Below are 24,100 nucleotides of genomic sequence, written 5' to 3'. Positions count from 1 at the left end.
CTTTATGTCATATGGCCCTGCGGGGCCATTTTTATTGGCGATGGTGACCCGCCATGAGGGGAGGGCTTCCTTGCCTGCCAGCCCAGTAGCCGGGGGGCGTGGCCGCCAAAGTGGAAAAATTTGTCAGGATAATTAAAATAACCGTTTATTTTCTATGACTTGATGGCGGCCATGTCCTCACACGATCCGGTTTTTGACACCTCATTTCATCCCCGTCTGCTGCATCCGCGCTGGTGGGGCAGCTGGCTGGCGCTCGGTCTGCTCTGTCTGCTGGCGCTGGTGCCCCATGGCCTGCGCGACCTGCTCGCCAATCGTCTGGCGCCCACCCTGCTGCGAATTTCAAAGAAGCAGGCCTACATTGCCGAGACCAACCTCAAGATCTGTTTTCCCGAGCTGGACGAGGCAGGCCGTCAGGCCCTGCTGCTCAAATCGATCCGGGTCGGTCTCAAGACCTTCATGGGCTTTGCCGAGCTGACCCTGCGCAGCGCCGCTCATCTGGCCAGCCGGGTCAAGGTGCGTGGCTGGGAGCATATCGAGGCAGAGCGGGCCGCCGGCCGGCCGGTGATCCTGGTGGTGCCCCACACCTGGGCGGTGGACATGATCGGCCGCTACTTCGCCATTCGGGGGCTGACCATGTGCACCATGATGAAGAGCCCGAAGGATCAGGTGTTTGACTGGTACATCAACCGCGAGCGGGCCAAGGGCGGCAAGGTATATGAGCGCAGCGTCGGCATCAAGCCGGCCATCAAGGCGATCCGCAGCGGCGCCAGCTTCTTTTACCTGCCGGATCAGGATCACGGCCGCGAGGCCAGCATCTTCGTGCCTTTCTTCGGCCATCCCAAGGCGACCCTGCCGGCCCTGCCCAAGCTGGTGAAACTGACCGGTGCCAGGGCGGTGCCCATTCTCGCCTGTTATGACGAGGAGGAGGGCTGCTACCGGCTGGAGATCGAGCCGCCTTTCGACCCTTATCCCGGTGCGGATCTGGTGGCCGATGTCTGTGCCATGAACGCCATGGTGGAGCAGCAGCTGCGCCAGCATCCCGAACAGTACATGTGGTTTCTCAAGATCTTCGAGACCATGGAGCACCAGCAAGGATCGGATGGGTTCTACGAAGAGGGCATTAAGCGGATCCGTGGCGATCTTCCTCCCAGGGAGTGAGGCCGGCCGACCCGGCGGCGCGGGTTATCGCACCGGGATCACCGCGGTTGCCGGCACGTCGGGCGCCGTCAGGAAACAGGGATAGGCAAGTGGCCCGGGAGGGGCTATCTTCTGATGCGCAAATAGGGTAAAAGGGCGGCCATGAAAATTCCAAATCGAATCCAACCTCTGGTTGATGACGGCCTGGTCGATGACGTCATCAGCCGGCTGATGAGCGGCAAAGAGGCCGACGTCTATGTGGTGCGCTGCGGCGACGAGATCCGCTGCGCCAAAGTCTATAAAGAGGCGTCCAAGCGCAGCTTCAAGCAGGCCGTGGTCTATCAGGAAGGGCGCAAGGTGCGCGGCAGTCGCGATGCCCGCGCCATGGAGAAAGGCTCCAAATACGGTCGCAAGCAGCACGAAGAGGTGTGGCAGAACACCGAAGTGGATGCCCTGTTCAAACTGGCGGCGGCCGGGGTGCGGGTGCCCAGGCCCTATGTCTGCCTCGATGGCGTGCTGCTGATGGAGCTCATCACCGACGAAGAGGGCAATGTCGCCCCCCGCCTCAACGACGTGGCGCTCTCTGCCGAGCAGGCGGTCATCGACCATGCCAAGGTGATCCGTTACGTGGTGCGCATGCTCTGCGCCGGCCTCATCCACGGCGATCTCTCCGAGTTCAACGTGCTGGTGGATGAACAGGGCCCGGTCATCATCGACCTGCCTCAGGTGGTGGATGCTGCCGCCAACAACCAGGCCAGGGCCATGCTGGAGCGCGACGTCAACAATATGCGCAACTACTACGGCATGTATGCCCCCGAGCTGCTCAAGACCCGTTACGCCCGGGAGATGTGGGCCCTGTATGAAGATGGCAAGCTGACCCCTGACAGCGAGCTGACCGGCTTGTTCGAGGAGAGCCGCGAGCAAGTGGATCTCGACTCCGTGCTGCACGAGATCGAGAGCGCCCAGGAGGAGGCACTGGCCCGTCAGGCCAGGATGAAGGCCGAAGAGGAAGACAGCTACTGATCTTGCTAGTGGCCGTGGTCAGTGAAAAAAGAGCGCCTTGTGGCGCTCTTTTTTATTGTCTGCCGCTCAGTCCTGGCCCCTTGGCCGGGGCCAGCCGGTAAAACCGGAGCCAGCAACGATCGCCGGCATGATAGCGGCGATCCAGCCATTGCCCACCGGCGGCATCAATGACCTTGAGCGAGGCGGCATTTGCCTCGTCACAGCTGATGAGCACGGGCTCGCTTAGCACATGGCGCTGCAGCCAGCCGAGCAGGGTGCGGGCGACGCCTTCACCCCGGCGGGTGGGACGGGTCTCGTAACCGATGTGGCCGAGCCACTGACAGGTGGCGGGGTTGTCGCCGTGACGCAGGCGCAAGGTGGCGAGGATCTCTTCCCCTTCGAGGGCAAAATAGGTGGTGGTAGATGGGTAGCCCGGCGGCAGATGCAGCCCATCGGCATGGGCGAGCAACTCCTGCAGCCACTGATCCGGGTCGAATTGCGCCACCTGATAGAGCGGCAACCCGGCGGCGCCACACTCGGCCACATAGCGGCGGTAGGCGGGGGCATCGGTCAGCCGAGCGGCCCGGCACTCGATGAGGGATCGCATCAGGTCTGGGTGGCCAGGGGCCACAGCAGCCTGGGCTCGCTGTGGTGCGGCTCCTGGATGCAGGCGCGCTGGCGACCGGCCTGTTTGGCGGCATAGAGTGCCCGATCCGCGCGCAGATAGGCCTGCTCGAAGCTCTCGCCCTGCTGCAGCGAAGTCAACCCGATGCTGAGGCTGATGGGGCCGCCGGCCAGCGGCCGGGTGGCGTCTGCTACCCGCTGCTGCAGGGTCTGGCAGCAGGCCGGCAGCGTTTGCGATGTTTCCATCACCAGCAGCGCCAGCTCGTCGCCGCCAAGGCGCCCGGCCAGCCCCGCCGGCGGCAGGCTCTCCCGGATCACCCGGCCCACCGCCCGTAGCATGGCGTCGCCGGCGGGGTGACCGTGGCGGTCGTTGATCTGCTTGAAGTTGTCTAGGTCGATGAGCAGCAGTTGCCAGGGGCGGGAACTGCGACAGGTGCGCGCCGCCAGCTGCTGCTCGAAATGGTGGCGGCTGTCCAGTCCGGTCAGGGCATCCAGGTTGGCGCGCCGCTCCAGTTCGCGCTGGGTGGCGAGCAGCGCCTGCTGCTGGCGGGTGTGCACCAGACTCAGCAAAATGAAGCTGCGGGCGATGGTAAAGAGCAGGCTGAGCAGGATCACCGGGCCGAGCAGGGGATCGGTCAGGCTGGAGGCGGCCGACTCCGGCCACCACTGATGCTTGGCCATTCTGACTAGCTGCAAAGCCAGCTGCAGCGCGAGCAGCAGGATGGCGAAGCGCAACACCCGGTAGGCGGGCGCCAGTCGCTGATAGCGCCAGAGCTGCCACAGCAGCAGGCACATTTGCAGCGAGATGGCCCCGGAGAGCACCACGATCCGGCTGTGTATGTCATCCGGCGGCAGCTGTGTGGCGGTGACTGCAAAGAGCAGGAAGCCGGCGAGGGCAAGAAGCGGGCAGAGCCAGCCGAAACGGTCGGCCTCGCGCCGAAAGAAATGGCGCAGCCCCCGTTCATAGAGCAGCGGGGTGGCGATGATCAGCAGGTTGGTAAGCAGGATATTGGCAAGGGAGCTATCCCCCGTGAGGGTTCGCAGCAGCAGGCAGCCAAAGGCGGCGGCGATGGCCAGTTCGCTGGCCGACCAGTAGAGCAGGGAGCGCAGCGGTCGCTGGGTATGCCACAGGTAGGCGAAGATGGCCGCAACCCCGATGTGCGACAGGCTGACGAACAGCACCAGACTCAGCAACTGGGCCGAGGAAAACAGACTCTGCATCAAGGGTGTGGGCTCTTCCTGCCGGGAACGGCGCAGCGACCTCAGGGCCGGGTGACTGGGCCGGATCACAGCATGAATTGCGCCGCTGAGCAATGGTTTAAGTGATCCGGGCACGATCGCGGCAACAACCGCCACAAGAGGGCTGCTGACTCGATTAATCAGGGGCGGGGCATGACGCCGGGGCGTTTATGCTTCCCCCCTTCTTGGATCAGTTGCTCACGACCGGCAGCCGCATGACGGTGGCCTCCCGGCCGAGGTGGGCCAGCAGGCGGCGCACGTCGTCGAGGCGGATAAGCAGGGTGGCGGTATTGACCAGCGGGTGGCACTGCACCCGCTCGGCCTGCCAGATCGTTTCATCCACCACCAGTTCCACCGCTTTTTCCCTGTCGCGCACCATGGCGAGCAGGGTGACCGAACCCGGGGTGAGGCCAAGCACGGATTCCAGCCGCTCCGGCGAGCCAAAGCTCAGCCGCTTGACGCCAAGGGTGCTCGCCAGCGCCTTGAGATCGACCCGGCTCTCTTCAGGGGTTACCACCAGAAACAGTCGCTCGCTCTTCGGGTCGCGCAGGAAGAGGTTCTTGGTCTTGGCGGCGGGCAGCTTGGGCAGCAGCCGGCTGGCCTCCTCGCAGGTGAAGACGGGGGCGTGATCGATGCGCTGATAGGGAATGGCCAGCTGATCCAGCAGAGAGTAGAGCGCCACATGGCCTCCTGATGTCGGGTGAAGAGTGAGTGTTGGATGAATGGCGCGGCGAATAAAGCCGCCACCGGCAGTCGCTGCCAGTCTGGCCGAGCTTACCAGTTTGCGACGCGACTCGCAGCCTGGCGTGGCCATGGCGGCTGGGCGTGCCGATTGCAGCAAAGCACTGTATGAACGTACAATGGTCCCATCCCAGCGTTGACCCCAGTAGCCTGCATGACCGAGATCCAGCCTGTTCCTCCCGTTACTCTGCCACTCGATGGCTTTATCCTGACCCGTCACGGGCGGGATGTGCGTGGTCGCAACGGACATGGCGAACACACCGAGATCGTGATGTGGCTCTGGAGTGCACAGGGGCCGGTGCGACTGGTGGTGCCGGGACAGGAGCCGGTCTTCTTCCTGCCCCAGAGCCATATGGAAGAAGCCGCCGAGCTGTTCAAGGGGGCTGGGGTGAGCGGGCGGTTTCGCCGCCTGCCGATGCACACCTTCGATGGCCGCGCCGTGGTGGGCTGCTACTTTGCCACCTTGAGCGCCTTTCACCGCGCCATCGAGCTGCTGCTCATCCGCGGGCTGGAGCACTTCGAGGCGGATATCCGGCTGCCGGAGCGTTACCTGATGGAGCGTTTCATCACCGCCGGCGTGCGCTTCGAGGGGCGCACCCTCAAGAAAGGGGGCAAGCACGGCTACTGGGAGGTGAACGAGGCGCGCTGCGCGCCGCAGGCGGTGACGCCGACCCTCTCCTGGGTGTCGCTGGACGTGGAGTGCGCCATGGACGGGGCCCTCTTCTCGGTGGGGCTCTACAGCGAACAGGATGCGCGGGTCATCATGATCGGTACGCCGGAGGCGGATGCCGACAGCTGGGGTACCCGGGTCGAATGGGTGGCGGACGAGAGCGCCCTGCTGAGTGCGCTGGAGCGCTGGTTTGTGCGGCACGACCCGGATCTGGTCATCGGCTGGAACGTGGTCAATTTCGACTTTCGCCTGCTGCTGCGCCGCGCCGAGCTCAACAAGCGGCGGCTGCGGCTGGGGCGTGGTCACGAGCTCTGCTTCTGGCGCTCATCGCGCAATGACCCCCAGAGCGGCAGCGTCATCATCCCCGGACGCATGGTGCTGGACGGCATCGACACCCTCAAAAGCGCTACCTGGCAGTTTCCGAGCTACAGCCTGGATGCGGTGGCAAGCGAATTGCTCGGCCGTGGCAAGGATATCGAGGACGTGGCTAACCGGGGGGAGAAGATCACCGAGCTGTTTCACTCCGACAAGGAGGCGCTGGCCCGCTACAACCTGGAGGATTGCCGGCTGGTGTGGGAGATCTTCGATTTCTGCCACCTCATCCCCTTTGCCATCGAGCGTGCCTCCCTCACCGGCCTTGAGCTGGACCGGGTAGGGGGCTCGGTGGCGGCGTTTACCAACCTCTACCTGCCGCGGCTGCATCGCGGCGGCTACGTGGCGCCCAATTTGCCGGCTGACGGCGGGCTGGCAAGCCCTGGCGGCTATGTGATGGACTCCAAACCCGGCCTCTATCGCCACGTGCTGGTGCTCGATTTCAAGAGCCTCTATCCCAGCATCATCCGCACCTTCTGCATCGACCCCATGGGGCTCATCGAGGGGCTGCAGCATCCCGACCACGCCATTGCGGGCTTTCGCGGCGCCATGTTCTCCCGTGAGCGCCACTTCCTGCCGGATCTCATCGCCACCTTGTGGGCGGCGCGGGATCGGGCCAAGGCCGCCAGCAACAAGGCGCTCTCCCAGGCCATCAAGATCATCATGAACTCCTTCTACGGGGTGCTGGGCTCGGGGGGCTGCCGCTTCTACGACCCGCGGCTTGCCTCCTCCATCACCTTGCGCGGTCACGGCATCATGCAGCAGACCCGGGAGTGGATCGAAGGGGAGGGCTTCGAGGTGATCTATGGCGACACCGACTCCACCTTCGTGCACCTGGGGCGGGATGCCAGCCCCGAGCAGGCGGACGAGATTGGCCGGCGGCTGGCGAAGATGATCAACGACAACTGGGCTGTGCTGATCAAGCGCGAGTTCAACCTGCCGAGCTATCTGGAGATCCAGTACGAGACCCACTATCGCCGCTTCCTGATGCCCACCATTCGCGGGCTGGAGAAGGGGAGCAAGAAGCGCTATGCCGGGCTGGTGGCGGGCCATCAGGCAGGTGAAGAGGAGCAACTGGTGTTCAAGGGGCTCGAATCGGTGCGCACCGACTGGACCCCCCTTGCCAAGGCGTTTCAGACCCGCCTCTATGAAATGGTGTTTCATGACCAGGATCCCAGCGGCTATGTGCGCACCATGGTGGACGAGACCCGGGCCGGCCAGCACGACGAGCTCTTGGTCTATCGCAAGCGGCTGCGCCAGAAACTCGAGGAGTATCAGAAGAACGTGCCACCCCATGTGCGTGCGGCGCGCCTGGCGGACGAGGAGAACCTGCGCCGCGGTCTGCCTCAGCGCTATCAGCATCGGGGCTCCATCGCCTACCTGATGACCCTCAATGGCCCCGAGCCGCTGGAATACCGGCGCAGCGCCATTGACTACGAGCACTATATCGACAAGCAGTTAAGGCCCATTGCCGATGCGATCCTCCCCTTTATCGGCGAGTCGTTCGAGCGGATCTGCGGCCAGCAGCTCGATCTCTTCTGAGTGGTGTTGATTGGGGAGATGTTGGCCTGCCAGGCACGATTGAGCGTATGGCGGGTTCAGCCGTGAGGATGCCGAGAGAAGCTGGAAAGGGGAGATGCAAAAAGCCCGCTCGAGGAGCGGGCTTTTCTAATCTGGTGCGTCCTAGTGGATTCGAACCACCGACCCCCACCATGTCAAGGTGATGCTCTAACCAGCTGAGCTAAGGACGCAGGGTGCGCAAGGCGACTTTATCTGATTGCAGGGGAGTGGTGGGTTTAATTGGATTCGAACCAACGACCCCTACCATGTCAAGGTAGTGCTCTAACCAACTGAGCTATAAACCCACATCTGTGTTCAACTGGATTCGAACCTATGACATCGCCTATGCCATGTCAAAGCACTGTTCTAACCAATTGAGCAATAAATCCACATCTGCATTTCTATCAATGCTGTTATGGTGCGTCCTAGTGGATTCGAACCACCGACCCCCACCATGTCAAGGTGATGCTCTAACCAGCTGAGCTAAGGACGCATAACAGGTTTCCATGATGGTGCGTCCTAGTGGATTCGAACCACCGACCCCCACCATGTCAAGGTGGTGCTCTAACCAGCTGAGCTAAGGACGCATCACGGAAAAGTGGTGGGTTTAATTGGATTCGAACCAACGACCCCTACCATGTCAAGGTAGTGCTCTAACCAACTGAGCTATAAACCCACTTTGCAAACCGGGTCAGAAACCCGTTTCACCACGCCAGCACTGCTGGCGTGGTCGGCATACTACCCATGCCCCCCAAGGCTGTCAACAGGCCGCACGCACAAAGCAGACTGTTTGCCCAGTTCTTGCGCAGCCTGTTGATTTTGCAGGCGAGTTTGCCCTATTGCGCCTTGGAGAGGGCGCTGCAGGCCTCCGGGCTGGCAAAGCGGCCATAGATATGACGCAGGCGGGCGCCCAGCATCAGGGCGGCGCCGGTCAGGCCGACGATGAAACCGATCCAGAAGCCCTGCGGCCCCATGCGCGGCACCAGCCAGTCGGTCAGCCCCAGGATCATGCCGGTGGGCAGCCCCAGTCCCCAGTAGGCGACGATGGTGACGTAGAAGATCGCCTTGGTGTCCTTGTAACCGCGCAGGGCGGCTGCGGCCACCACCTGCACCGAGTCGGAGATCTGATAGATGGCGGCGAAGAACAGCAGTATGGCCGCGAGGGTGATCACCTGCATGTCGTCGGTGTAGATACTGGCGATATGCTCGCGCAGCAGCACGGTGAGGGCGGCGGTACCGGCGGCCACCGCCATGCCCAGCATCAGGCCGGTGCGGGCGGCGACGCGGGCGTGCTCGGGCTGACCCTCGCCGATGCTGTGGCCGACCCGGATGGTGACACCCACCCCAATCGACAAGGGCAGCATAAACACCAAGCTGGAGAAGTTGAGGGCTATCTGGTGGCTCGCCACCGTCTCCGCACCGAAGGGGGCCAGCATCAGCGCCACCACGGTGAACAGGGTCACCTCGCAGAAGATGGCCATGGCGATGGGGAAGCCCAAGCGGAACAGGCGCCAGATCCGGCTGCCGTTGGGGCGCGCGAGCCGGGAGAAAAGGTTGATCTCTTTGAAATGAGAGGAGAGCTTCACATAGACGATCATTGCCAGCAGCATGGCCCACAGCACGATGGCGGTAGCCACGCCGCAGCCCACGCCGCCGAGCTTGGGCATGCCGAGGTGGCCGTGGATGAAGACATAGTTGGCGGGGATGTTGACCGCCAACCCCACGAAGCCGATCACCATGGTCGGCATGGTGTGGGAGAGCCCCTCGCTGAAGTTGCGCAGCACCTGGAACATCACGAAGGCGGGCAGGCCCCACATGATGGCGTGCAAAAAGCCGGTGGTCTTGGCGGCCATGACGGGATCCACCTTCATCAGGTGCAGCGCCAACGGGCTGAAATAGAGCGCCAGCATGGCTATCGGGATCACCATCAGCGCCAGCCAGAAGCCCTGATGCACGGCGGGGCGTACCTCGTCCCGCTTGCGGGCCCCGTTGAGCTGGGAGACGATGGGGGTGAGTGCCATGATGATGCCCTGGGTCAGCAAGATGATCGGCAGCCAGAAACTGGAGGCCACCGACACCGCGGCCAGATCCACGGCGCTGACCTGGCCTGCCATCACGGTATCGACGAAGCTCATGGCGACCTGGGCCACCTGGGCCACCAGAATGGGACTGGCTAGACGAACGAGTTGCCTCGCCTCGGACCAATAACGTTGCACTGACACCTCCGAGTGGATCAGATAAAGCGTAAAAAGAGCGGGTAGCGGGAAGAGCCTTTGCACTCCCGAAACGGGAATGCAAAGTGCGGGGGGGTCATTCTAGCCTGAAATTCATCCGGGACGAAACGTTTGGCGCAAGGGCCGGATCAGGCGTCCTCGTGATCGCTGATCAGCAGGTTGGCGGCGGCGTAGGCGGCCTGTTTGCGCAGATCTGCCGGCACCCGCTCGTCCGATGCCACGGCGTTGAGCGCCCTGATGGTGGCGGCAATGGCCTGCGGCACATAGCCCTGCTCCCCGGAGCCAATCTGGTTGTAGGCGATGCGAATGGCCTCACAGCATTGATATACCTGCATTTTTATTTCCTTGTCAGCGCTGGTTTGAATGCCGTCACTATAGCGATCGGTCGCCCGCTTGTCAGCCAGCGCGCTTGTCTGGGGCACGGGGCGAGGTTACCCTGCCTTTTTTCGTAGCAGGAGACGAGACATGTTCACCGGCATAGTACAGGGGACCGCCGAACTGGTGGCCATCGACGAGCGGCCCAACTTTCGTACCCACGTGATCCGCATGCCGAGCCCGGCCTGGGGCGAGGGGCTGGCGCTGGGCGCCTCCGTGGCCCACAACGGCTGCTGCCTGACCGTCACCCGGGTCGAGGGGGAGCTGGTCAGCTTCGATCTGATGCAGGAGACACTGCGCCTCACCAACCTCGGCCAGCTGCAGCCGGGGGACAAGGTCAACGTGGAGCGGGCGGCCCGCTTTGGCGACGAGATTGGCGGCCACGCCATGTCCGGCCACATCATGGGCACCGCGCAGGTCGTCTCGGTCATCGACACCCCCAACAACCGGCAGGTGTGGTATCGCCTCGCCCCCGAACTGATGAGATACGTGCTGACCAAGGGTTACATCGGCATCGACGGCATCAGCCTCACCGTGGGGGAGGTGCGCAGCAACGAGTTCTGCGTCAATCTCATTCCCGAGACGCTGGCTCGCACCAACCTGGGTTGGGTAAAAGCCGGCTGGCACACCAACATCGAGATTGATCCCCAGACTCAGGCTATCGTCGACACGGTGGAGCGGGTACTGGCGGCCCGACAGCCGGGATAAGCTGACCAACGCGCACCCGGCCATTTGCCATTGAAAAGGGCCTGCATCATGCAGGCCCTTGGCGATCTTGTGGGTGGGTTCACTGGCAGTCAGAACATCTGTTCGTCGTCTGCGTCCACAAACAGTTGCAGGCAGTCCCGCGCCTCATCCCGATGCAGTCGCAGGTGGATGGGGTTGCAGCAGGCCATGCAATCCTCGTAGAACTCCTGATCCCCCTGGCTGGCATCCAGCTCGACCCGGGTATGATGGCCACAATGGGGGCAGACGATGCGCTTGCTGGTGTACTCGATCATGATGACCTCCTCGGGCCCGTGGGCCGCCTATCTCCCCTGATTCTAGTTGGTTCGCACTGTCCTGACCGCGAGCAAGCGCACGTTTATGACCGGGATCAAGGGAGGCAGGAGGTCAGTCCGGCAACGCCTGCGTGCTGTTTACTTGACCCAGTTGGCCAGCATATTGGCATCCAGCTCGGTGAGCGAGCGTAGCTGATGATCGGCAATGGCCAGACGGGGATCGCCCACTCATGCTGGGTGCATGGGAACGATCGGCGCCTGTTTGTTGTTTATTTGGTCCAGCTGGCCAGCATCTCGGCATCCAGCTCGGTGAGCGAGCGTAGCTGATGATCAGCAATGGCCAGACGGGGATCGCCCACTAATGCAGGGTCCGGCACGATCAGCGCGGTCATGGAGGCCGCCTTGGCCGCCAGCAGGCCGGTGAAGCTGTCTTCGATGGCCAGACAATGCACCGGCTCCACTCTCAGCTTCTCGGCGGCGTGGATATAGACATCTGGATGCGGCTTGCCGAAGCGCTCCACCTCGGCGGAGTGGACCGCCAGGAAGCGATCGCGAATGCCGAGCTTGCCGAGCACCGCTTCCACCATGGCAAAGGGGGAGGAGGTCGCGAGACCCACCTTGAGGCCGCGAGCCTCGATAAGATCGAGCGCCTCCAGCACACCGGCCTTGGCCTGACCTTCGGAGAGGATCAGCGCGTTGACCCGATCCAGGATGCGCTGCACCACCTCTTCCTGGCTGGGGCCACTCCAGGGACGCAGTCGATACCAGTGGGCCACCAGCTGATCGATGCGCACGCCGATGGTCGATTCGCAATCTTCCACCGTGTGGGGGTGACCCAGCTCGGAGAACACGGCCATCTGGGCCCGTTGCCAAAAGGGTTCCGAGTCGATCAGAACACCATCCATATCGAAGATCACGGCAGTTAACATCTTGTACTCCTGACATAGGTGAGGGGGGGATTATAAGCGAGGCGCCTCAATGCAAAAGGGGCATTGCCATGCCCCTTGCGCCGGATCACGCAGGCAAACGTTTGTTTTTGCGAGACAAAAAACAGCGGTCAGAAAATCACGTCCACCCTGGCGGCCACGGCTTTGGCCTGCTCGACGGCGGTGGGGCAATCTTCAGCCCGGGCCAGTGCCACGCCGAGCCGGCGGCGACCGGCGATCTCCGGCTTGCCAAACAGCCGCAACTGGGCACCCGGTACCAGCGCCAGCGCCTCGCCAATCCCCTGATAGCGGATGTCCTGGCTGTGACCTTCGCGCAGCACCACGGCGGAGGCGCTCGGCCCGTACTGGATGATGGTGCCGACCGGCAGCCCCAGAATGGCGCGCACGTGCAGGGCGAATTCGGAGAGATCCTGAGAGATGAGGGTCACCATGCCGGTGTCGTGGGGGCGCGGCGAGACCTCGCTGAACCACACCTCGTCGCCCCTGATGAAGAGCTCGACCCCGAACAGGCCGTAACCACCGAGGGCTTCGACCACCTTGGCTGCTACCTCTTTGGAGCGGGCCAGTGCCAGCTTGCTCATGGCTTGTGGCTGCCAGGATTCGCGGTAGTCGCCATCTTCCTGCCGATGGCCGATGGGCTGACAGAAGTGGATGCCGTCGACGGCACGCACCGTGAGCAGGGTGATCTCGTACTCGAAGGGGACGAACCCTTCGACGATCACCTTGCCACGACCGGCGCGACCGCCCTCCTGGGCATAGGTCCAGCTCTCGTCGAGCTTGGCGAGATCGCGCAGCACGCTCTGCCCCTTGCCGGACGAGCTCATCACCGGCTTCACCACGCAGGGCAGACCGATGGTGTCAACGGCGGCGACGAACTCCTCCTTGCTCTGGGCAAAGCGGTAGGGGGAGGTGGGCAGGCCCAGCGTCTCGGCGGCGAGGCGGCGGATCCCCTCCCGGTTCATGGTGAGCTGGGTGGCGCGGGCGTTGGGCACCACCTTGACCCCTTCCTGCTCCAGGGCCGCCAGGGTATCGGTGGCGATGGCTTCAAGCTCGGGAATGAGCAGATCCGGTTTGACCTCGTTGACCAGGGCGCGCAGGGCGTCGCCATCCAGCATGTCCAGCACATGGGCTCTGTGGGCCACCTGCATGGCGGGGGCATCGGCATAGCGGTCGGCGGCGATCACCTCGATGCCGAAGCGTTGCAGCTCGATGGCGACCTCCTTGCCAAGTTCGCCGGAGCCCAGCAGCAGGGCGCGGGTGGCGCCGGGGCGGGTAGCGGTTCCAAACATGTGATCTCTCCTGATGTCGTGAGTGATGGTTGATGGCCGCTATTGCGCGAATAGCGGGCAAAAAAAGAGGCACGCATGGCGTACCTCAGGAAACGGATTTGTGGGCGCGCTGCTCCAGATGGGTGAGCAGGGTGATGGCGCCGATGATGATGGCGGCCCCGAGCCACAATCGGCCGGGCGGCGCCCAGCCAAACACCAGCCAGCCGGCCAGCACGTTCATCGGCAGCTTGGCAAAATCAAAGGGTTGTACGAACGAGGCCTCGGCCACGCTGTAGGCGCGGGCGATGGACATCTGGGCCAGGGCCGACAGCACGCCGGAGGCGGCCACCAGCAGCCACTGGGTTTCGCTCGGCCACTGCCACTCCGGCAGCGCCAGCATGGCGTTGAACGGGGTGCTGAAGATGAGCAGGTAGACGACGATGGTGTGGGACGACTCGCTCGCCGCCTGATAGCGCACCAGCAAGGAGTAGCCGGCCCAGAACAGGGCTGCCGCCACCGGCAGCAGGGAGGCCCAGCTGAACTCGTCTGTCCAGGGGGCCAGGATCAACATGGCGCCGACAAAGCCGGCCAGGGTCGCCAGAATGCGGGCCCGGCTCACCTGCTCTTTGAGAAAGAGCGCAGAGCCCAGGGTGGCAAACAGCGGTGACGTCATCAGCAGCGCGATGCCCTGCCAGATGGGTACGGGCACCGCCAGCGCCCACAGCCAGAACTGGATGCCGACCACCGCCAGGGCGACCCGCAGCAGGTGCAGCCGCAGCTGGTTGGTCATCAGCGACTGGCGCAGACCGTGGCGAACCAGCCAGGGCAGCAGGCAGACCAGGGCAATCAGATATTGATGGAAGGCGACCTGGGTCGAAGGAAGGCCGAGCTTGAAGCTGACATACTGGCTCAGGCTGTTGACGGCGGCGAAGCAGAGGCCCGCTACCATCATCCAGACTGCACCGGCAAAGGGAGAGTGCCTGCGCGAGGGTGTCATGGGATCCGGAACGCTGAAAAAAGTGCGGCGGATCATAACGGCAATCGTTTGTTCTGCCAAGCCTTGGCGAGGCGGGGGCGCGGTGGCTGGCGAGAGAGTGAGCTAACATCAAATATTTTGAATAAGTTGAGCATCTATTTTCGCTATCTGTATAGAAGCCCAATGTTTAGAGTGACCTCCATCGACAGCACCGCTGTTCAACCGACAACCAAATGGAGTTTCACCATGGCCAATATCCTCGTACTCAAGTCCAGCATCCTGGGCCAATATTCCCAATCCAACGCCCTGATCGACGGCTTTCTGGCCGACCATGCGTCCGACACCGTCACCGTGCGTGATCTGGCGTCCCTGAACCTGCCGGTGCTGGATGGCGAGCTGGCCATGGGCCTGCGCGGTGGTGAGAACCTCAATGAGCGTCAGCTGGCCGTGCTGGCCCAGTCCGACGAGCTGGTTGCCGAATTGAAGGCAAGCGATCTGGTGGTGATTGCCGCCCCCATGTACAACTTCAACATCCCGACCCAGCTGAAGAACTGGATCGATCTGGTAGCCCGCGCCGGCGTCACCTTCCGTTACACCGAAACCGGTCCGGTCGGCCTGGTGGAAAACACCCGCGCCCTGGTGATCAGCCCCCGCGGCGGCATGCACGTCGGCAGCGCCACCGATCTGGTGACCCCCTACATGCGTACCGTGCTGGGCTTCATCGGCATCAAGGAGGTGGACTTCATCTACGCCGAAGGCATGGGCATGGGCCCGGATGCCCAGGCCAAGGGCATCGAGCAGGCCAAAGGCCAGCTGGAAACCCTGGCTCTCTGATCAAGACGGCACTTTGCCAGACGTCAGAAAGCGACAACGCAGCCCTCGGGCTGCGTTGTCTGTTTTGGGGCCTTGTGGCGAATGGGACCGGGCAGGTCAATCCCGCAGAAAACGGCGGCAGCCGCTGCCGACCATCAGGCAGACCGCTACCAGGGAGCCCAGCAGCAGGGTGGTGAGCCACTGCTCGGCGCTGTCGGGCAGGCGCGGTGACAAGAGGCTGATCATCAGCAGGGCACAGAGGGTGATGAGGCTGGTTGGGCGGGTCAGGAACATCATGGGTCATCCTTGGCTGCGGCTGGTGAGTAGAAGGCTAACCGCGGTCTGTGACAGCAAGATGTATCCATACCTCTTGCCGCAGGTCAGTCGACCGGGGTAGCCATCACCATAGCAGCTTTTGCCGCCGGAGCCAGCGGCATGGGCCGGGTTGTGATCCGGATCCCTATCTGAACTGCTTCTGATCTTCCTGATAGTGGAAATCGCCGCTGGCCAGCCTGGCGACCAGCGCTTCCTTGTCGAGATCCTGCGCCTTGCAGAGATCATCGAGATCATCGAAGCGATCACGCAGCTGCATGTTGACCAGGCTCAGCAGCATGTTGACGTCCATGGTGGCAAAGTTGTTCAGGTTCATGAGGGTCGCTCGCTATCCAGCAGATGAAGTTGTTCGATGGCGTCGCTGACGCTTTGCAGGTGGAGGCGAATAGACTGGCGCGCCTCGGCCGGCAGGTAGTCGGTGAGGGTGTGCTGCCAGCTGCCCGCTTCGGTCTTGAGCTGCTGGAACAGGGTGAGCCCCGCCTGGGTGAAGGAGACCAGGCTGACCCGCTTGTCGTGTTCGCTGCTCTCGGTGAACAGGATCCCTTTCTCCACCAGCCGGTGAATTTCGCGGGAGATCCGCACCTTGTCCATTCCGCTCGCCTCGACCAGCTCTTTCTGGCTGATGGGGTAGTTGGGGCCGAGCACCATCATCAGGCGCCATTGGGGCACCGTCAGCTGATAGCGCTGCTGGTAAAACTGCTCAAAGGTGTCGCGCACCATCTCGGCGGCGTGAACCAGCTGATAGGGGGGATAGTGGGCAAGCAGCTCTATGATCTTTGACATATGACATCCTGCTGTGACGGCTGCATCGGGTGCAGTTTCTCTTGATACTTTGGCCTTGATGATACGTAACACAAGGCCGTTTGTCTGAACATGCACCAGAGAAATGTGCGGTTGCGCACGTCATCCGCCGCAACCGGGTCTGTTCGAGGCTGGTTTTGTGGCTGCGGCTCAGCCTTTGCGCAGCCAGATCAAAGCGTTGTGCTTGAGCCAGGCCTCGCGGCTTTGCAGGGTGTAGAGCGCGGCCTCGTCGCGACTGCCCGCCTGCCAGCTGTGAGGCTCCTGTTTGGGCAGCTTGCGCTGGCCCAGCAGGCAGGCCGGCACATGGGCGTTGGCCTTGATGGCGGCGCTCAGCAGCGGCTGCGCAGCCTCGGCCCCCGCGCAGACGAACGTCATCAGCGCCTTGTTGTAGAGCAACCAGCTGGAGGCTTCATCAAAGCGCACCAGCAATGCCTGCAGCGCCTGCCACTCCCCTTGCAGGGCATAGAGGCTGGAGAGGGGATAGCGGCAACCCAGCTCGTCGGCCATGCACAGCTCGAGCAGCGTCAGATATTCGCTGCGCGCCTGTCCCAGCTGGCCGAGGCGCAGCAGGCAGTCGGCCCGTCCGGCCCGGGCGGCCAGCAGCGGGCGCGCTTCGTGGGCACTCCAGCCATGGCCGGCAATCTGCTGCCAGAAAGCGGCGTCGAACAGCGACTCGGCGTCGGCGATCACCTTGTCGAACCAGCCGAGGCGGCTGTGCGGATCGCGACTGGCGTCGGCCAGTTCGAACCACTGCTGCCACTGCTCGGCCTGCTCGCTGTCCAGCGCCTGCTCGGTGTTTGGCACGGCCTGATACTCGTCCAGTTGCAGCAGCTGGTTGAGGGCGGTCTTCATGTTCTGGCGCTGGCGCTTGCAGAACTCCATGAAGGGGAGGTCACTGCCGGCGGCCGAGTGCAGCATCTGCGCCATTGGCTTGTCGCGAAACAGGCTCAGCTCGGCGGCCAGGCTGAAACGGTACTGGGTGGTCGGGTCGTTCAGATCCTTGGGCTTGGGCCAGGTGGCAAAGCCCTGGCTGAAGCCGTAACACCACTGACCGAGCGGGTGACTCTGCTCGAAGACCTGCTCCGGGCTCTCGGTGGAGAGGCGGCACTGGCTCGGCAGGGCGAGCTGGGCCTCATCGGCCTGGGCTTCCAGCTCGGCGATCAGATGGTGCAGCGCATCGCGGCTCTTCTCATCCAGCTCGGCGTCATGGGGCAACAGACCGGCCAGCGGGGCCTGCCAGTCAGGGGCATCCGGCCCGACCAGGCGAGCGCACAAAAAGCCGTGCAGCGCCGGGTAGGTCATGTCCTGCCCACTGTGGGTCTGGATCCATTGATTGAGATGACGGGTACGAGTGGATGGATTCATCGACAGTTCCTCTGGATTTTGACAGCGGCGAAGTCTACCCAAAAGTGGGGTTATTTGCAGCTAAAGGGCGGCTGACTGGCGATTATATCGCCGTAAAGCGGCCAAAAGGCCCTGAAAATCACCCGCGAACAGGGCAAGGGACTAGGCCCTGTTACCGCTCTTGGGGTAACATGCGCGCCCATACGGACAATGAAAAATTGGCCATCCGGACAATGAAAGAAGAGAACACCATGTTACAGATTGGCAAGATGAACACCCTTACCGTAGTCGAGCTCGAAGAGCGCGGCGCCTGGCTTGCGGCCGACGAATATGGCGAGCTGCTGCTGCCCAAACGCCAACTGCCGGAAGGGGTGGCCGAAGGCAGTGAGGTCAAGGTCTTCCTCTATCTGGATGCCGACTGCGAGCCGGTGATCACCACCGACAAGCCGTTTGCCATGGTGGACGACATCGTCGGCCTCAAGGTGGTCAATGCCAACAAGATCGGCGCCTTCCTCGACTGGGGCATGAAGAAGGATCTGTTCGTGCCGACCCGTGAGCAGAACAAACCGATGCAGGTGGGCCACGTCTATCTGGTGCGGCTGATGCTCGATCACGAGGGCCGCATGGTGGGCACCAGCCGCCTCGAGCGCTTCCTGCGCACCGACAAGCCCCCCTTCAAGACGGGTGACGAAGTGACTGCCCTGCCCGGCGAGCGCACGCCGCTCGGCATCAAGGCGATCGTCAACGGCGAATACGCCGGCATGCTGTTCAAGAACGAGGTGTTCGGCCGGGTGACCACGGGCCGGCCGCTGACCGCCTGGGTCAAGCAGGTGCGTGATGACGGCAAGCTGGATCTGACCCTGCAAAAGCCGGGTATGGCGCGGATGGACGATGCCGGCGAGCTGATCCTGGCCCGCCTCAAGAAGCAGGGCGGCAGCCTGGCGGTGGGTGACAAGAGCGAACCCGAGCTCATCTACAAGCTGCTCGGCATGAGCAAGGGCACCTTCAAGAAGGCCATCGGCGGCCTCTACAAGCAGGGCAAGATTGTGCTCGAGGACAACTGCATCACGCTCGTGGCTGCTGATAACGCGCCGGATGGCGAATAAGTGCCGAGCCCCTGCATTGGCCATTGCCAGGCGAAGGATGGCCTCTGTCTCGGCTGTGGCCGTACCCTGACCGAGATAGGTCGCTGGTCCGCCATGGACAGTGATGCCCAGCTGGCGGTGATGGCGCAGCTGGATGGTTCAACCAGCACCCACCGCTGCCCTGGCTGTGGTGAGCCGGCATTTTGCGCCGTGTCAGCCGGCGCGACCATCGCCGAGTGCTGGTGCAGCCAGTTGCCGGCCCTGCCCATGGGGGAGGCCAGCGCCTGCTGGTGCCGCCGTTGTCTGGTCAAGGCCATTGTGGCCCGCCCCTGAGGGGCTCAGTAGAAATTAGAGAAAGGCGCCGAGGGCGCCTTTTTCATGCCTGTTGCTGGCGGTGCCAGCGCACATGGACATCGTGCTCATTGAGATGGCGGGGCAGCAGGAAGGTGGCAAAAATCACCTCAAACTCCTCCTGATGATCCAGCAAGCCGACCCACACCTCGACCCAGCGCTCCATGTCGACCGGTACACCGAGTTCGGCTGACCAGTCGGCGTTGGGCAGGGTCGCCTCGACGGCGCCACGCTGTTCGAACTCCAGGGTGATGTCGACGATTTGTTCGGGGGCCAGCATGTCTGCGGCCTGCTCAAGAAACTGATCATAGGCCCATTCGACCAGTTGATCCGGGGTACGCTGTTCCATGAAATCACTCCAGATACATCGAGGTTCGCTACTGTAGCAATTATTGGCGGTGGCGGCCAGACCAGTGGCCATGGTGCGCCGTGTCTGGGCAAGGGCGCCGGCAAAGGGGTATGGTTGAAGGGGGGATGGCCAAGGGAGAGGTGCCATGAAACGACGGACAAGGCGACAGCAGATCAAACGGCGGCGAGAGGCCTGGTGGTGGCACTATCTGCCGCTGCACCGGGGTACCGTCGGCGGCCATCTGGGCCCGCCGGCAGACGATCCGGCCGCCAGCAGTTGAGCCTTGGCAGCCGGCTGGTCAATCGGCTTGATGCACCTTGTTGAGGGTGATCTGACCCAGCTGGCCCATCTGGCGGCGGATCCAGGCCGAGCGCTGCTGGACGTAGGGTGAAGGAGGCTTGACCCGGTAGCGCCAGGGATTGGGCAGAGCAGCCGCCAGCAGGGAGGCTTCGTAGCGGGTCAAGCGGGCGGCCGGTTTGCCGAAGTAGTGTCTGGCTGCGGCCTCGGCGCCGTAGATGCCGGGCCCGAACTCCACGATATTCAGGTACATCTCGAGAATGCGGGACTTGTCCCAGCCCAGCTCCATCAGCAGGGTGAACCAGGCCTCGATCCCCTTGCGCAGGAAGCTGCGATCGCTCCACATGAAGAGGTTCTTGGCGGTCTGCTGGCTGAGGGTGCTGGCGCCGCGCACCCGCTCGCTGTGCTGATTGTGCTTGAGCGCCGAGCTGATGGCATCCATGTCGAAGCCGTTGTGCTCGGCAAAGCGTTGATCTTCGGCGGCGATCACCGCCAGTTGCAGCTCGCGGGAGATCTGCTCGAGCGGCACCCAGTCGTGCTTGACCTCGGCCACCTTGGCCGGTGGAAACAGCGCCCGCTCGAGGCGCCAGGTCCACATAGGCGGATCGATGAAGCGCAGCAATGCCACCGAGACGATGGTGCTGAGCAGCGCCGCCAGCAGCAGTTTGCCGAGCCCGCTCAGCAGGCGTCTGGCGAGGGCGGGACGCACGGGGTCGGGCTCCGGCTCTGGCTCCCAGACGTAGTGGCTGGGATCATCGGGATCCGGAATTATTGGGGCAGCCATTCGATGTGGCAGAACTTCTCGTCAACACGGCGGGAGAGCAGCATGCGGGCGAACAGGTGCTCGTACTCTTCCTGCTCGTTGCCAAGCCCGATCCAGACTTCGGCATAGTCGGCGTCGCTGACTTCGAACCCGACGTCCGCTTCCCAGTCATCGGCCGGATCGGTTTCCGCCAGCAGGCCGCGATCGTTGAACTCCTGATTGAAGCGGGCAATCTCCTGCTCCGGCAGGTTGTCGGAGGCCAGCTCCATGAAGAGTTCCAGAGCGGTGTCGAGCAGTTCCTCGACGCTGTGCATTTCGTCGTTCAAAGACATAAGCGGTCTGTTCCAGCTGAAAATAAAAGAAAAACCCCGTCGGCAAGGCCGGCCGGTGGCGCGCGGTATTCTAGCTGGCCCCTGCTTGCTTGGCGAGTACGGCTGGCGGCGCCGTGGCAATAAAAAACCGGATCCTGGCACAGGATCCGGTCTTCATTGGGGGAAGGGGTCACGCATAGGGCGTCAGCTCATCCCTTCTTGTCATCGGCGAAGGTGATGTTGAGCTCCAGCACGGACAACTCATCACTCTTCTTGTCCAGCTGGACCGTGATCTTGTCAGGGTCGATCTGCACATATTTACGGATCACGTCGAGGATATCCTGCTTGAGCTGGGGCAGGTAATCCGGCCCCCCTCTGGATGAACGCTCGTGAGCCACGATGATCTGCAACCGCTCCTTGGCCAGTTGTGCGGTGCTCTGTTTCTTGTTGGAACGAAAATAATCCAATAATGACATGCTTAACTCCCGAACAGTCGGCTAAAGAAGCCCTTCTTTTCTTCTTCCAGAAAACGAAAATCCTTGGTGTCGCCCAGCAGGCGGGCAACGGCATCCTCATAGGCCTGACCGGCATCGGACTCCTTGTCCAGGATGACGGGTTCCCCCGAGTTGGAGGCACGCAGCACCGCCTGGGACTCCGGGATCACCCCGAGCAGTTTGATGGCCAGGATCTCCTGTACGTCCTGCACACTCAGCATGTCGCCACGGTTGACGCGAGTCGGGCAGTAGCGGGTGAGCAGCAGGTGTTCCTTGATCGGGTCTTCGCCGCGCTCGGCGCGACGGGACTTGGAGGCCAGGATGCCGAGGATGCGGTCCGAGTCGCGCACCGACGAGACTTCCGGGTTGGTGGTGACGATGGCCTCGTCGGCGAAGTAGAGCGCCATCAGGGCACCCGCTTCGATCCCCGCCGGAGAGTCGCAGACGATGTAGTCGAACTTCATCTCGGTCAGCTGATCCAGGATCTTCTCGACCCCTTCACGGGTGAGTGCGTCCTTGTCCCGGGTCTGGGAGGCGGGCAGGATGAACAGATTTTCGCAGCGCTTGTCCTTGATGAGGGCCTGGTTGAGGTTGGCCTCGCCATTGATGACGTTGACGAAGTCATACACCACGCGCCGTTCGCAGCCCATGATGAGGTCCAGATTTCTCAGGCCAATGTCAAAATCGATGACCACGGTCTTGTGGCCACGCTGAGCTAAACCGGTACTCAGGGCCGCGCTGGTTGTGGTCTTGCCAACGCCACCTTTACCCGATGTAACGACTATGATTCGCGCCATTCTCGCTTCCTTGTAACTCTATTTGATACGGTCTATACGGAGTTGTTCGTTATCCAGCCGGACATGAACCGGCTGCTGGATGAGGCCGGCCGGCAATGCATCGCTCAGCTGAAATGTGCCTGCGATGGAGAGCAGCTCGGCCTGCAATTGCTGGCAATAGATCCGTGCCTGGGGGTTACCCTTGGCACCGGCAATGGCCCTGCCGCGCAGAGTGCCATAAATATGAATACTGTCGTCGGCGATCACTTCGGCGCCCGGACTGACCGAGCCCAGCACCACCAGCGAGGTGCCGGCGGCGTAGAGCTGCTGGCCGGATCGCACCGGGCCCACATGCACCTTGCTCGCGACCAGCGGAGCCGGCACGGCTTTCACCTCGACAATGGGGGCCGGAGCTGGAGCTGGCTGGGGTTGCGGTTCGGCTTTGCGGCTCTTGCCGGAGGCCATCACCGCCAGTCCGGCCGCCTTGGCCGCCGTCTTCATCGCCTCGCTCTGGGCCCCCGTGATCCCGACCAGCACGAAGTCTTCCGATTCCACCAGCTCCTTGAGCTGCTCGAAGTCGGGGATATCGGTGAGCCGTTCCACATTGATGACGAGGGGGGCACAATTAAAAAACTGGGGCGCCTGAGCCACTTTGGCCGCCAGCAACTGGCGGATCCGCTCAGGTTTGCCATCGCTGATATGCAACACAGAAATAGTGAAGGTGGTCCCTTTCAATTCGTTATCGCGCTCAACCATGAATCTTCCCCGAGACAGAGACGGTAATCCGTTATTGTTATTCAATTCCCGATGTTATAGTTTGCCATCCTCAGAGGCAATAAACCGGTTGGATTATATCAATTTCCATGTTGTGTGCAGTCTATAAAAGTCGCAAAAAAGCCGAGACCTATCTTTTTGTTGAAAGAAGAGAGGATTTTTCCCGCGTACCCGAGGTGCTGATGAGTGCATTCGGCCGTCCTGAACTGGTATTGATGACCAAACTGGACCCAGCCAAGCCCTTGGGGATCGCCTCCACCAGCCGGGTGATGGAGGCGCTGCAGAGCCAGGGCTTCTATCTGCAGGTGCCACCGCCACCGGAAAACCTGCTGGAACAACACAAGGCCCAATTAAAGGCCGAACGGGAATGAAGGGTCGGCTGGCTCTGTTATTGATAAGCGGGATCATCAGTTACCCGCTGCAGGCCAGCCCCGATTTTGAACATTATGTGACGGGTCTCAAACAAGAGGCCCTGGCCGCCGGGATCTCGCCGGCGACGGTCGCCACCGCCTTTGCCGATATTCACCTCGTTGAGGTCGCCATCCGGCACGATAAAAATCAGCCGGAATTTAAACAGACCCTCGCCACTTATATTCCTCGCGCCGTGCCGCAATGGAAAGTCAATCAAGCCAAACGGCTATATCGTCAGTATTTGCCGCTGCTCACAAAAATAGGGGCGAAATATGATGTGCAACCGCGTTTTATTGTCGCCCTGTGGGGCATTGAAACCAATTTCGGCAAATTGACCGGCAAATATCCGCTGGTGTCGTCGCTGGCGACCCTGGCCTGGGAGGGGCGCCGTGAAGCCTTCTTCAAGGGGCAGTTGTTTGACGCCCTGCGCATCCTGGAGCAGCAGAAAATGGCGCCAGCCGATCTCAAGGGATCCTGGGCCGGCGCCATGGGGCAGGTGCAGTTCATGCCCTCGTCCTACCTCAAATATGCGGTCGATCAGGACGGGGACGGCAAGCAGGATCTGTGGGGCAATCTGGCGGATGTGTTTGGTTCGGCTGCCAATTATCTGCATCAGAACGGCTGGCACGGGGATGAAACCTGGGGTCGTCGGGTGAGGGTGCCGGCAGGGCTGGATCCTGCGCTGGTCGGACTGGAGGAGACTCGGGCGCTGTCGGCATGGCAGGCCTTCGGAGTGCGCAAAGCAGATGGGGCAAACTTGCCGCAGGCGTCGCTGCAAGCCTCGCTGGTGCAGCCCGATGGGGAGGGCGGGGCTGCCTATCTCGCCTATCCCAATTATCGGGTGCTGCGCGACTGGAATCGCTCCCACTATTTCGTGGTGGCGGTGGGCACCCTGGCCGATCGCATCGTGGAATAATCGATAATGGTGCCGCCGAATTTGCCATCGGAGGCAAGCCATCGGTGTGGGAATAACGATCGGATGCGGCGGATTCTCTGAGCGAGACGGGGCGCAATATCCAAACGACAGACAATAAAAACGGCGGGAATTCCCG

General features: G+C 62.4%; 29 protein-coding genes and 5 tRNA genes. 10 read left to right on the top strand and 24 right to left on the bottom strand.

The window, feature by feature from the left end:
• Positions 1 to 162: 162 nt before the first annotated feature.
• Positions 163 to 1,158, top strand: coding sequence for an LpxL/LpxP family acyltransferase (locus tag OKC29_RS03225; RefSeq protein WP_162275696.1), 996 nt, complete (start codon positions 163 to 165; stop codon positions 1,156 to 1,158).
• Between the two features lie 141 nt (positions 1,159 to 1,299).
• Entirely contained in the window at positions 1,300 to 2,160 is an 861-nt protein-coding gene (locus tag OKC29_RS03220; protein WP_039214385.1) for a PA4780 family RIO1-like protein kinase, read from the top strand.
• 52 nt (positions 2,161 to 2,212) lie between these two features.
• Here OKC29_RS03220 and OKC29_RS03215 read toward each other — a convergent pair whose 3' ends face one another.
• The 3 genes from OKC29_RS03215 to OKC29_RS03205 form a co-directional block, all read right to left on the bottom strand.
• On the bottom strand, positions 2,213 to 2,746 hold the full coding sequence (locus OKC29_RS03215) for a GNAT family N-acetyltransferase (RefSeq protein WP_162275695.1): 534 nt from the start codon (positions 2,744 to 2,746) through the stop codon (positions 2,213 to 2,215).
• Positions 2,746 to 3,984 (bottom strand): GGDEF domain-containing protein, encoded by a 1,239-nt coding sequence (locus OKC29_RS03210; RefSeq protein WP_162275694.1) that lies wholly within the window; start codon positions 3,982 to 3,984, stop codon positions 2,746 to 2,748. Before OKC29_RS03210 ends, OKC29_RS03215 begins: the two co-directional genes overlap by 1 nt.
• Before the next feature lie 208 nt (positions 3,985 to 4,192).
• Positions 4,193 to 4,684 (bottom strand): prolyl-tRNA synthetase associated domain-containing protein, encoded by a 492-nt coding sequence (locus OKC29_RS03205; RefSeq protein WP_073350461.1) that lies wholly within the window; start codon positions 4,682 to 4,684, stop codon positions 4,193 to 4,195.
• Between the two features lie 213 nt (positions 4,685 to 4,897).
• Here OKC29_RS03205 and OKC29_RS03200 point away from each other — a divergent pair, with 213 nt between their 5' ends.
• Positions 4,898 to 7,327 carry a DNA polymerase II gene (locus tag OKC29_RS03200; RefSeq protein ID WP_073350459.1) on the top strand — a complete coding sequence of 810 codons (2,430 nt, stop codon included), beginning with the start codon at positions 4,898 to 4,900 and terminating at the stop codon, positions 7,325 to 7,327.
• Between the two features lie 132 nt (positions 7,328 to 7,459).
• Here OKC29_RS03200 and OKC29_RS03195 read toward each other — a convergent pair.
• The 7 genes from OKC29_RS03195 to OKC29_RS03165 form a co-directional block, all read right to left on the bottom strand.
• Positions 7,460 to 7,536: transfer RNA gene (locus tag OKC29_RS03195), tRNA-Val, on the bottom strand.
• 37 nt (positions 7,537 to 7,573) lie between these two features.
• A tRNA-Val gene (locus OKC29_RS03190) sits at positions 7,574 to 7,650 on the bottom strand.
• Between the two features lie 111 nt (positions 7,651 to 7,761).
• A tRNA-Val gene (locus OKC29_RS03185) sits at positions 7,762 to 7,838 on the bottom strand.
• A gap of 17 nt (positions 7,839 to 7,855) precedes the next feature.
• A tRNA-Val gene (locus OKC29_RS03180) sits at positions 7,856 to 7,932 on the bottom strand.
• Positions 7,933 to 7,944: 12 nt separating this feature from the next.
• Positions 7,945 to 8,021, bottom strand: a tRNA-Val gene (locus OKC29_RS03175).
• A 160-nt stretch (positions 8,022 to 8,181) separates the two neighbouring features.
• Positions 8,182 to 9,561, bottom strand: a complete 1,380-nt coding sequence (locus OKC29_RS03170) for an MATE family efflux transporter (RefSeq protein ID WP_073350458.1) — start codon at positions 9,559 to 9,561, stop codon at positions 8,182 to 8,184.
• 146 nt (positions 9,562 to 9,707) lie between these two features.
• A complete protein-coding gene (locus tag OKC29_RS03165) occupies positions 9,708 to 9,914 on the bottom strand; it encodes a YaeP family protein (protein ID WP_073350456.1) in 207 nt (68 codons plus the stop codon).
• A 130-nt stretch (positions 9,915 to 10,044) separates the two neighbouring features.
• Here OKC29_RS03165 and OKC29_RS03160 point away from each other — a divergent pair, with 130 nt between their 5' ends.
• Positions 10,045 to 10,662 carry a riboflavin synthase gene (locus OKC29_RS03160; protein WP_041216367.1) on the top strand — a complete coding sequence of 206 codons (618 nt, stop codon included), beginning with the start codon at positions 10,045 to 10,047 and terminating at the stop codon, positions 10,660 to 10,662.
• A gap of 89 nt (positions 10,663 to 10,751) precedes the next feature.
• Here the strand turns inward: OKC29_RS03160 and OKC29_RS03155 are convergent, their stop codons facing one another.
• The 4 genes from OKC29_RS03155 to OKC29_RS03140 form a co-directional block, all read right to left on the bottom strand.
• Positions 10,752 to 10,955 carry a CPXCG motif-containing cysteine-rich protein gene (locus OKC29_RS03155; protein WP_005301298.1) on the bottom strand — a complete coding sequence of 68 codons (204 nt, stop codon included), beginning with the start codon at positions 10,953 to 10,955 and terminating at the stop codon, positions 10,752 to 10,754.
• A 269-nt stretch (positions 10,956 to 11,224) separates the two neighbouring features.
• A complete protein-coding gene (gene hxpB / locus OKC29_RS03150) occupies positions 11,225 to 11,884 on the bottom strand; it encodes a hexitol phosphatase HxpB (protein ID WP_073350455.1) in 660 nt (219 codons plus the stop codon).
• A gap of 128 nt (positions 11,885 to 12,012) precedes the next feature.
• A complete protein-coding gene (purT, locus tag OKC29_RS03145; RefSeq protein ID WP_073350453.1) occupies positions 12,013 to 13,191 on the bottom strand; it encodes a formate-dependent phosphoribosylglycinamide formyltransferase in 1,179 nt (392 codons plus the stop codon).
• 85 nt (positions 13,192 to 13,276) lie between these two features.
• Positions 13,277 to 14,167 carry a DMT family transporter gene (locus tag OKC29_RS03140; RefSeq protein WP_162275823.1) on the bottom strand — a complete coding sequence of 297 codons (891 nt, stop codon included), beginning with the start codon at positions 14,165 to 14,167 and terminating at the stop codon, positions 13,277 to 13,279.
• Between the two features lie 225 nt (positions 14,168 to 14,392).
• Between OKC29_RS03140 and OKC29_RS03135 the strand changes: the two genes are divergently transcribed.
• The gene (locus OKC29_RS03135; protein ID WP_162275693.1) at positions 14,393 to 14,980 is read left to right on the top strand and encodes an FMN-dependent NADH-azoreductase; all 588 of its coding nucleotides are present in this window, start codon (positions 14,393 to 14,395) and stop codon (positions 14,978 to 14,980) included.
• Positions 14,981 to 15,076: 96 nt separating this feature from the next.
• On the opposite strand, the gene OKC29_RS03130 is transcribed toward OKC29_RS03135, so the two are convergent.
• From OKC29_RS03130 to OKC29_RS03115, 4 genes are all read right to left on the bottom strand, one after another.
• On the bottom strand, positions 15,077 to 15,256 hold the full coding sequence (locus OKC29_RS03130; protein ID WP_039214394.1) for a hypothetical protein: 180 nt from the start codon (positions 15,254 to 15,256) through the stop codon (positions 15,077 to 15,079).
• 163 nt (positions 15,257 to 15,419) lie between these two features.
• The gene (locus tag OKC29_RS03125) at positions 15,420 to 15,608 is read right to left on the bottom strand and encodes a DUF4250 domain-containing protein (protein WP_029302933.1); all 189 of its coding nucleotides are present in this window, start codon (positions 15,606 to 15,608) and stop codon (positions 15,420 to 15,422) included.
• Positions 15,605 to 16,075, bottom strand: coding sequence for a MarR family winged helix-turn-helix transcriptional regulator (locus OKC29_RS03120; protein WP_016350842.1), 471 nt, complete (start codon positions 16,073 to 16,075; stop codon positions 15,605 to 15,607). The genes OKC29_RS03125 and OKC29_RS03120 overlap by 4 nt, the downstream gene beginning before the upstream one ends.
• A 168-nt stretch (positions 16,076 to 16,243) precedes the next feature.
• Positions 16,244 to 17,458, bottom strand: a complete 1,215-nt coding sequence (locus tag OKC29_RS03115) for a UPF0149 family protein (protein ID WP_073350448.1) — start codon at positions 17,456 to 17,458, stop codon at positions 16,244 to 16,246.
• Positions 17,459 to 17,670: 212 nt separating this feature from the next.
• On the opposite strand from OKC29_RS03115, the gene OKC29_RS03110 reads away from it, so the two are divergent.
• Positions 17,671 to 18,543: a CvfB family protein gene (locus OKC29_RS03110; protein ID WP_043161504.1), complete on the top strand. Its 873-nt coding sequence runs from the start codon at positions 17,671 to 17,673 to the stop codon at positions 18,541 to 18,543.
• The gene (locus tag OKC29_RS03105) at positions 18,544 to 18,855 is read left to right on the top strand and encodes a DUF1289 domain-containing protein (RefSeq protein ID WP_073350445.1); all 312 of its coding nucleotides are present in this window, start codon (positions 18,544 to 18,546) and stop codon (positions 18,853 to 18,855) included.
• A 43-nt stretch (positions 18,856 to 18,898) separates the two neighbouring features.
• Here the strand turns inward: OKC29_RS03105 and OKC29_RS03100 are convergent, their stop codons facing one another.
• Positions 18,899 to 19,222 carry an HI1450 family dsDNA-mimic protein gene (locus OKC29_RS03100; RefSeq protein WP_016350838.1) on the bottom strand — a complete coding sequence of 108 codons (324 nt, stop codon included), beginning with the start codon at positions 19,220 to 19,222 and terminating at the stop codon, positions 18,899 to 18,901.
• A gap of 145 nt (positions 19,223 to 19,367) precedes the next feature.
• On the opposite strand from OKC29_RS03100, the gene OKC29_RS03095 reads away from it, so the two are divergent.
• Positions 19,368 to 19,502, top strand: a complete 135-nt coding sequence (locus tag OKC29_RS03095; RefSeq protein ID WP_257119698.1) for a hypothetical protein — start codon at positions 19,368 to 19,370, stop codon at positions 19,500 to 19,502.
• A gap of 18 nt (positions 19,503 to 19,520) precedes the next feature.
• Here OKC29_RS03095 and mtgA read toward each other — a convergent pair whose 3' ends face one another.
• The 5 genes from mtgA to minC form a co-directional block, all read right to left on the bottom strand.
• The gene (gene mtgA / locus OKC29_RS03090) at positions 19,521 to 20,228 is read right to left on the bottom strand and encodes a monofunctional biosynthetic peptidoglycan transglycosylase (protein ID WP_011705989.1); all 708 of its coding nucleotides are present in this window, start codon (positions 20,226 to 20,228) and stop codon (positions 19,521 to 19,523) included.
• Positions 20,229 to 20,287: 59 nt separating this feature from the next.
• The gene (locus OKC29_RS03085) at positions 20,288 to 20,614 is read right to left on the bottom strand and encodes an HI1450 family dsDNA-mimic protein (protein ID WP_016350836.1); all 327 of its coding nucleotides are present in this window, start codon (positions 20,612 to 20,614) and stop codon (positions 20,288 to 20,290) included.
• 188 nt (positions 20,615 to 20,802) lie between these two features.
• Positions 20,803 to 21,069, bottom strand: a complete 267-nt coding sequence (gene minE, locus OKC29_RS03080) for a cell division topological specificity factor MinE (protein ID WP_011705991.1) — start codon at positions 21,067 to 21,069, stop codon at positions 20,803 to 20,805.
• Between the two features lie 2 nt (positions 21,070 to 21,071).
• Positions 21,072 to 21,884, bottom strand: a complete 813-nt coding sequence (gene minD, locus OKC29_RS03075; RefSeq protein WP_011705992.1) for a septum site-determining protein MinD — start codon at positions 21,882 to 21,884, stop codon at positions 21,072 to 21,074.
• A gap of 18 nt (positions 21,885 to 21,902) precedes the next feature.
• Positions 21,903 to 22,619, bottom strand: coding sequence for a septum site-determining protein MinC (minC, locus tag OKC29_RS03070; RefSeq protein ID WP_073350444.1), 717 nt, complete (start codon positions 22,617 to 22,619; stop codon positions 21,903 to 21,905).
• A 107-nt stretch (positions 22,620 to 22,726) separates the two neighbouring features.
• Here minC and OKC29_RS03065 point away from each other — a divergent pair, with 107 nt between their 5' ends.
• Positions 22,727 to 23,008, top strand: coding sequence for a YcgL domain-containing protein (locus OKC29_RS03065; protein WP_011705994.1), 282 nt, complete (start codon positions 22,727 to 22,729; stop codon positions 23,006 to 23,008).
• Positions 23,005 to 23,964 (top strand): lytic murein transglycosylase, encoded by a 960-nt coding sequence (locus tag OKC29_RS03060; RefSeq protein WP_073350442.1) that lies wholly within the window; start codon positions 23,005 to 23,007, stop codon positions 23,962 to 23,964. Before OKC29_RS03065 ends, OKC29_RS03060 begins: the two co-directional genes overlap by 4 nt.
• The last annotated feature ends 136 nt before the right edge of the window (positions 23,965 to 24,100 follow it).

The organism is Aeromonas sp. QDB34 (assembly GCF_027705405.1).
Lineage (GTDB): Bacteria > Pseudomonadota > Gammaproteobacteria > Enterobacterales > Aeromonadaceae > Aeromonas > Aeromonas hydrophila.
Note: the sequence above shows the minus strand (reverse complement) of the source record. Positions and strands in the feature narration are given on the sequence as shown.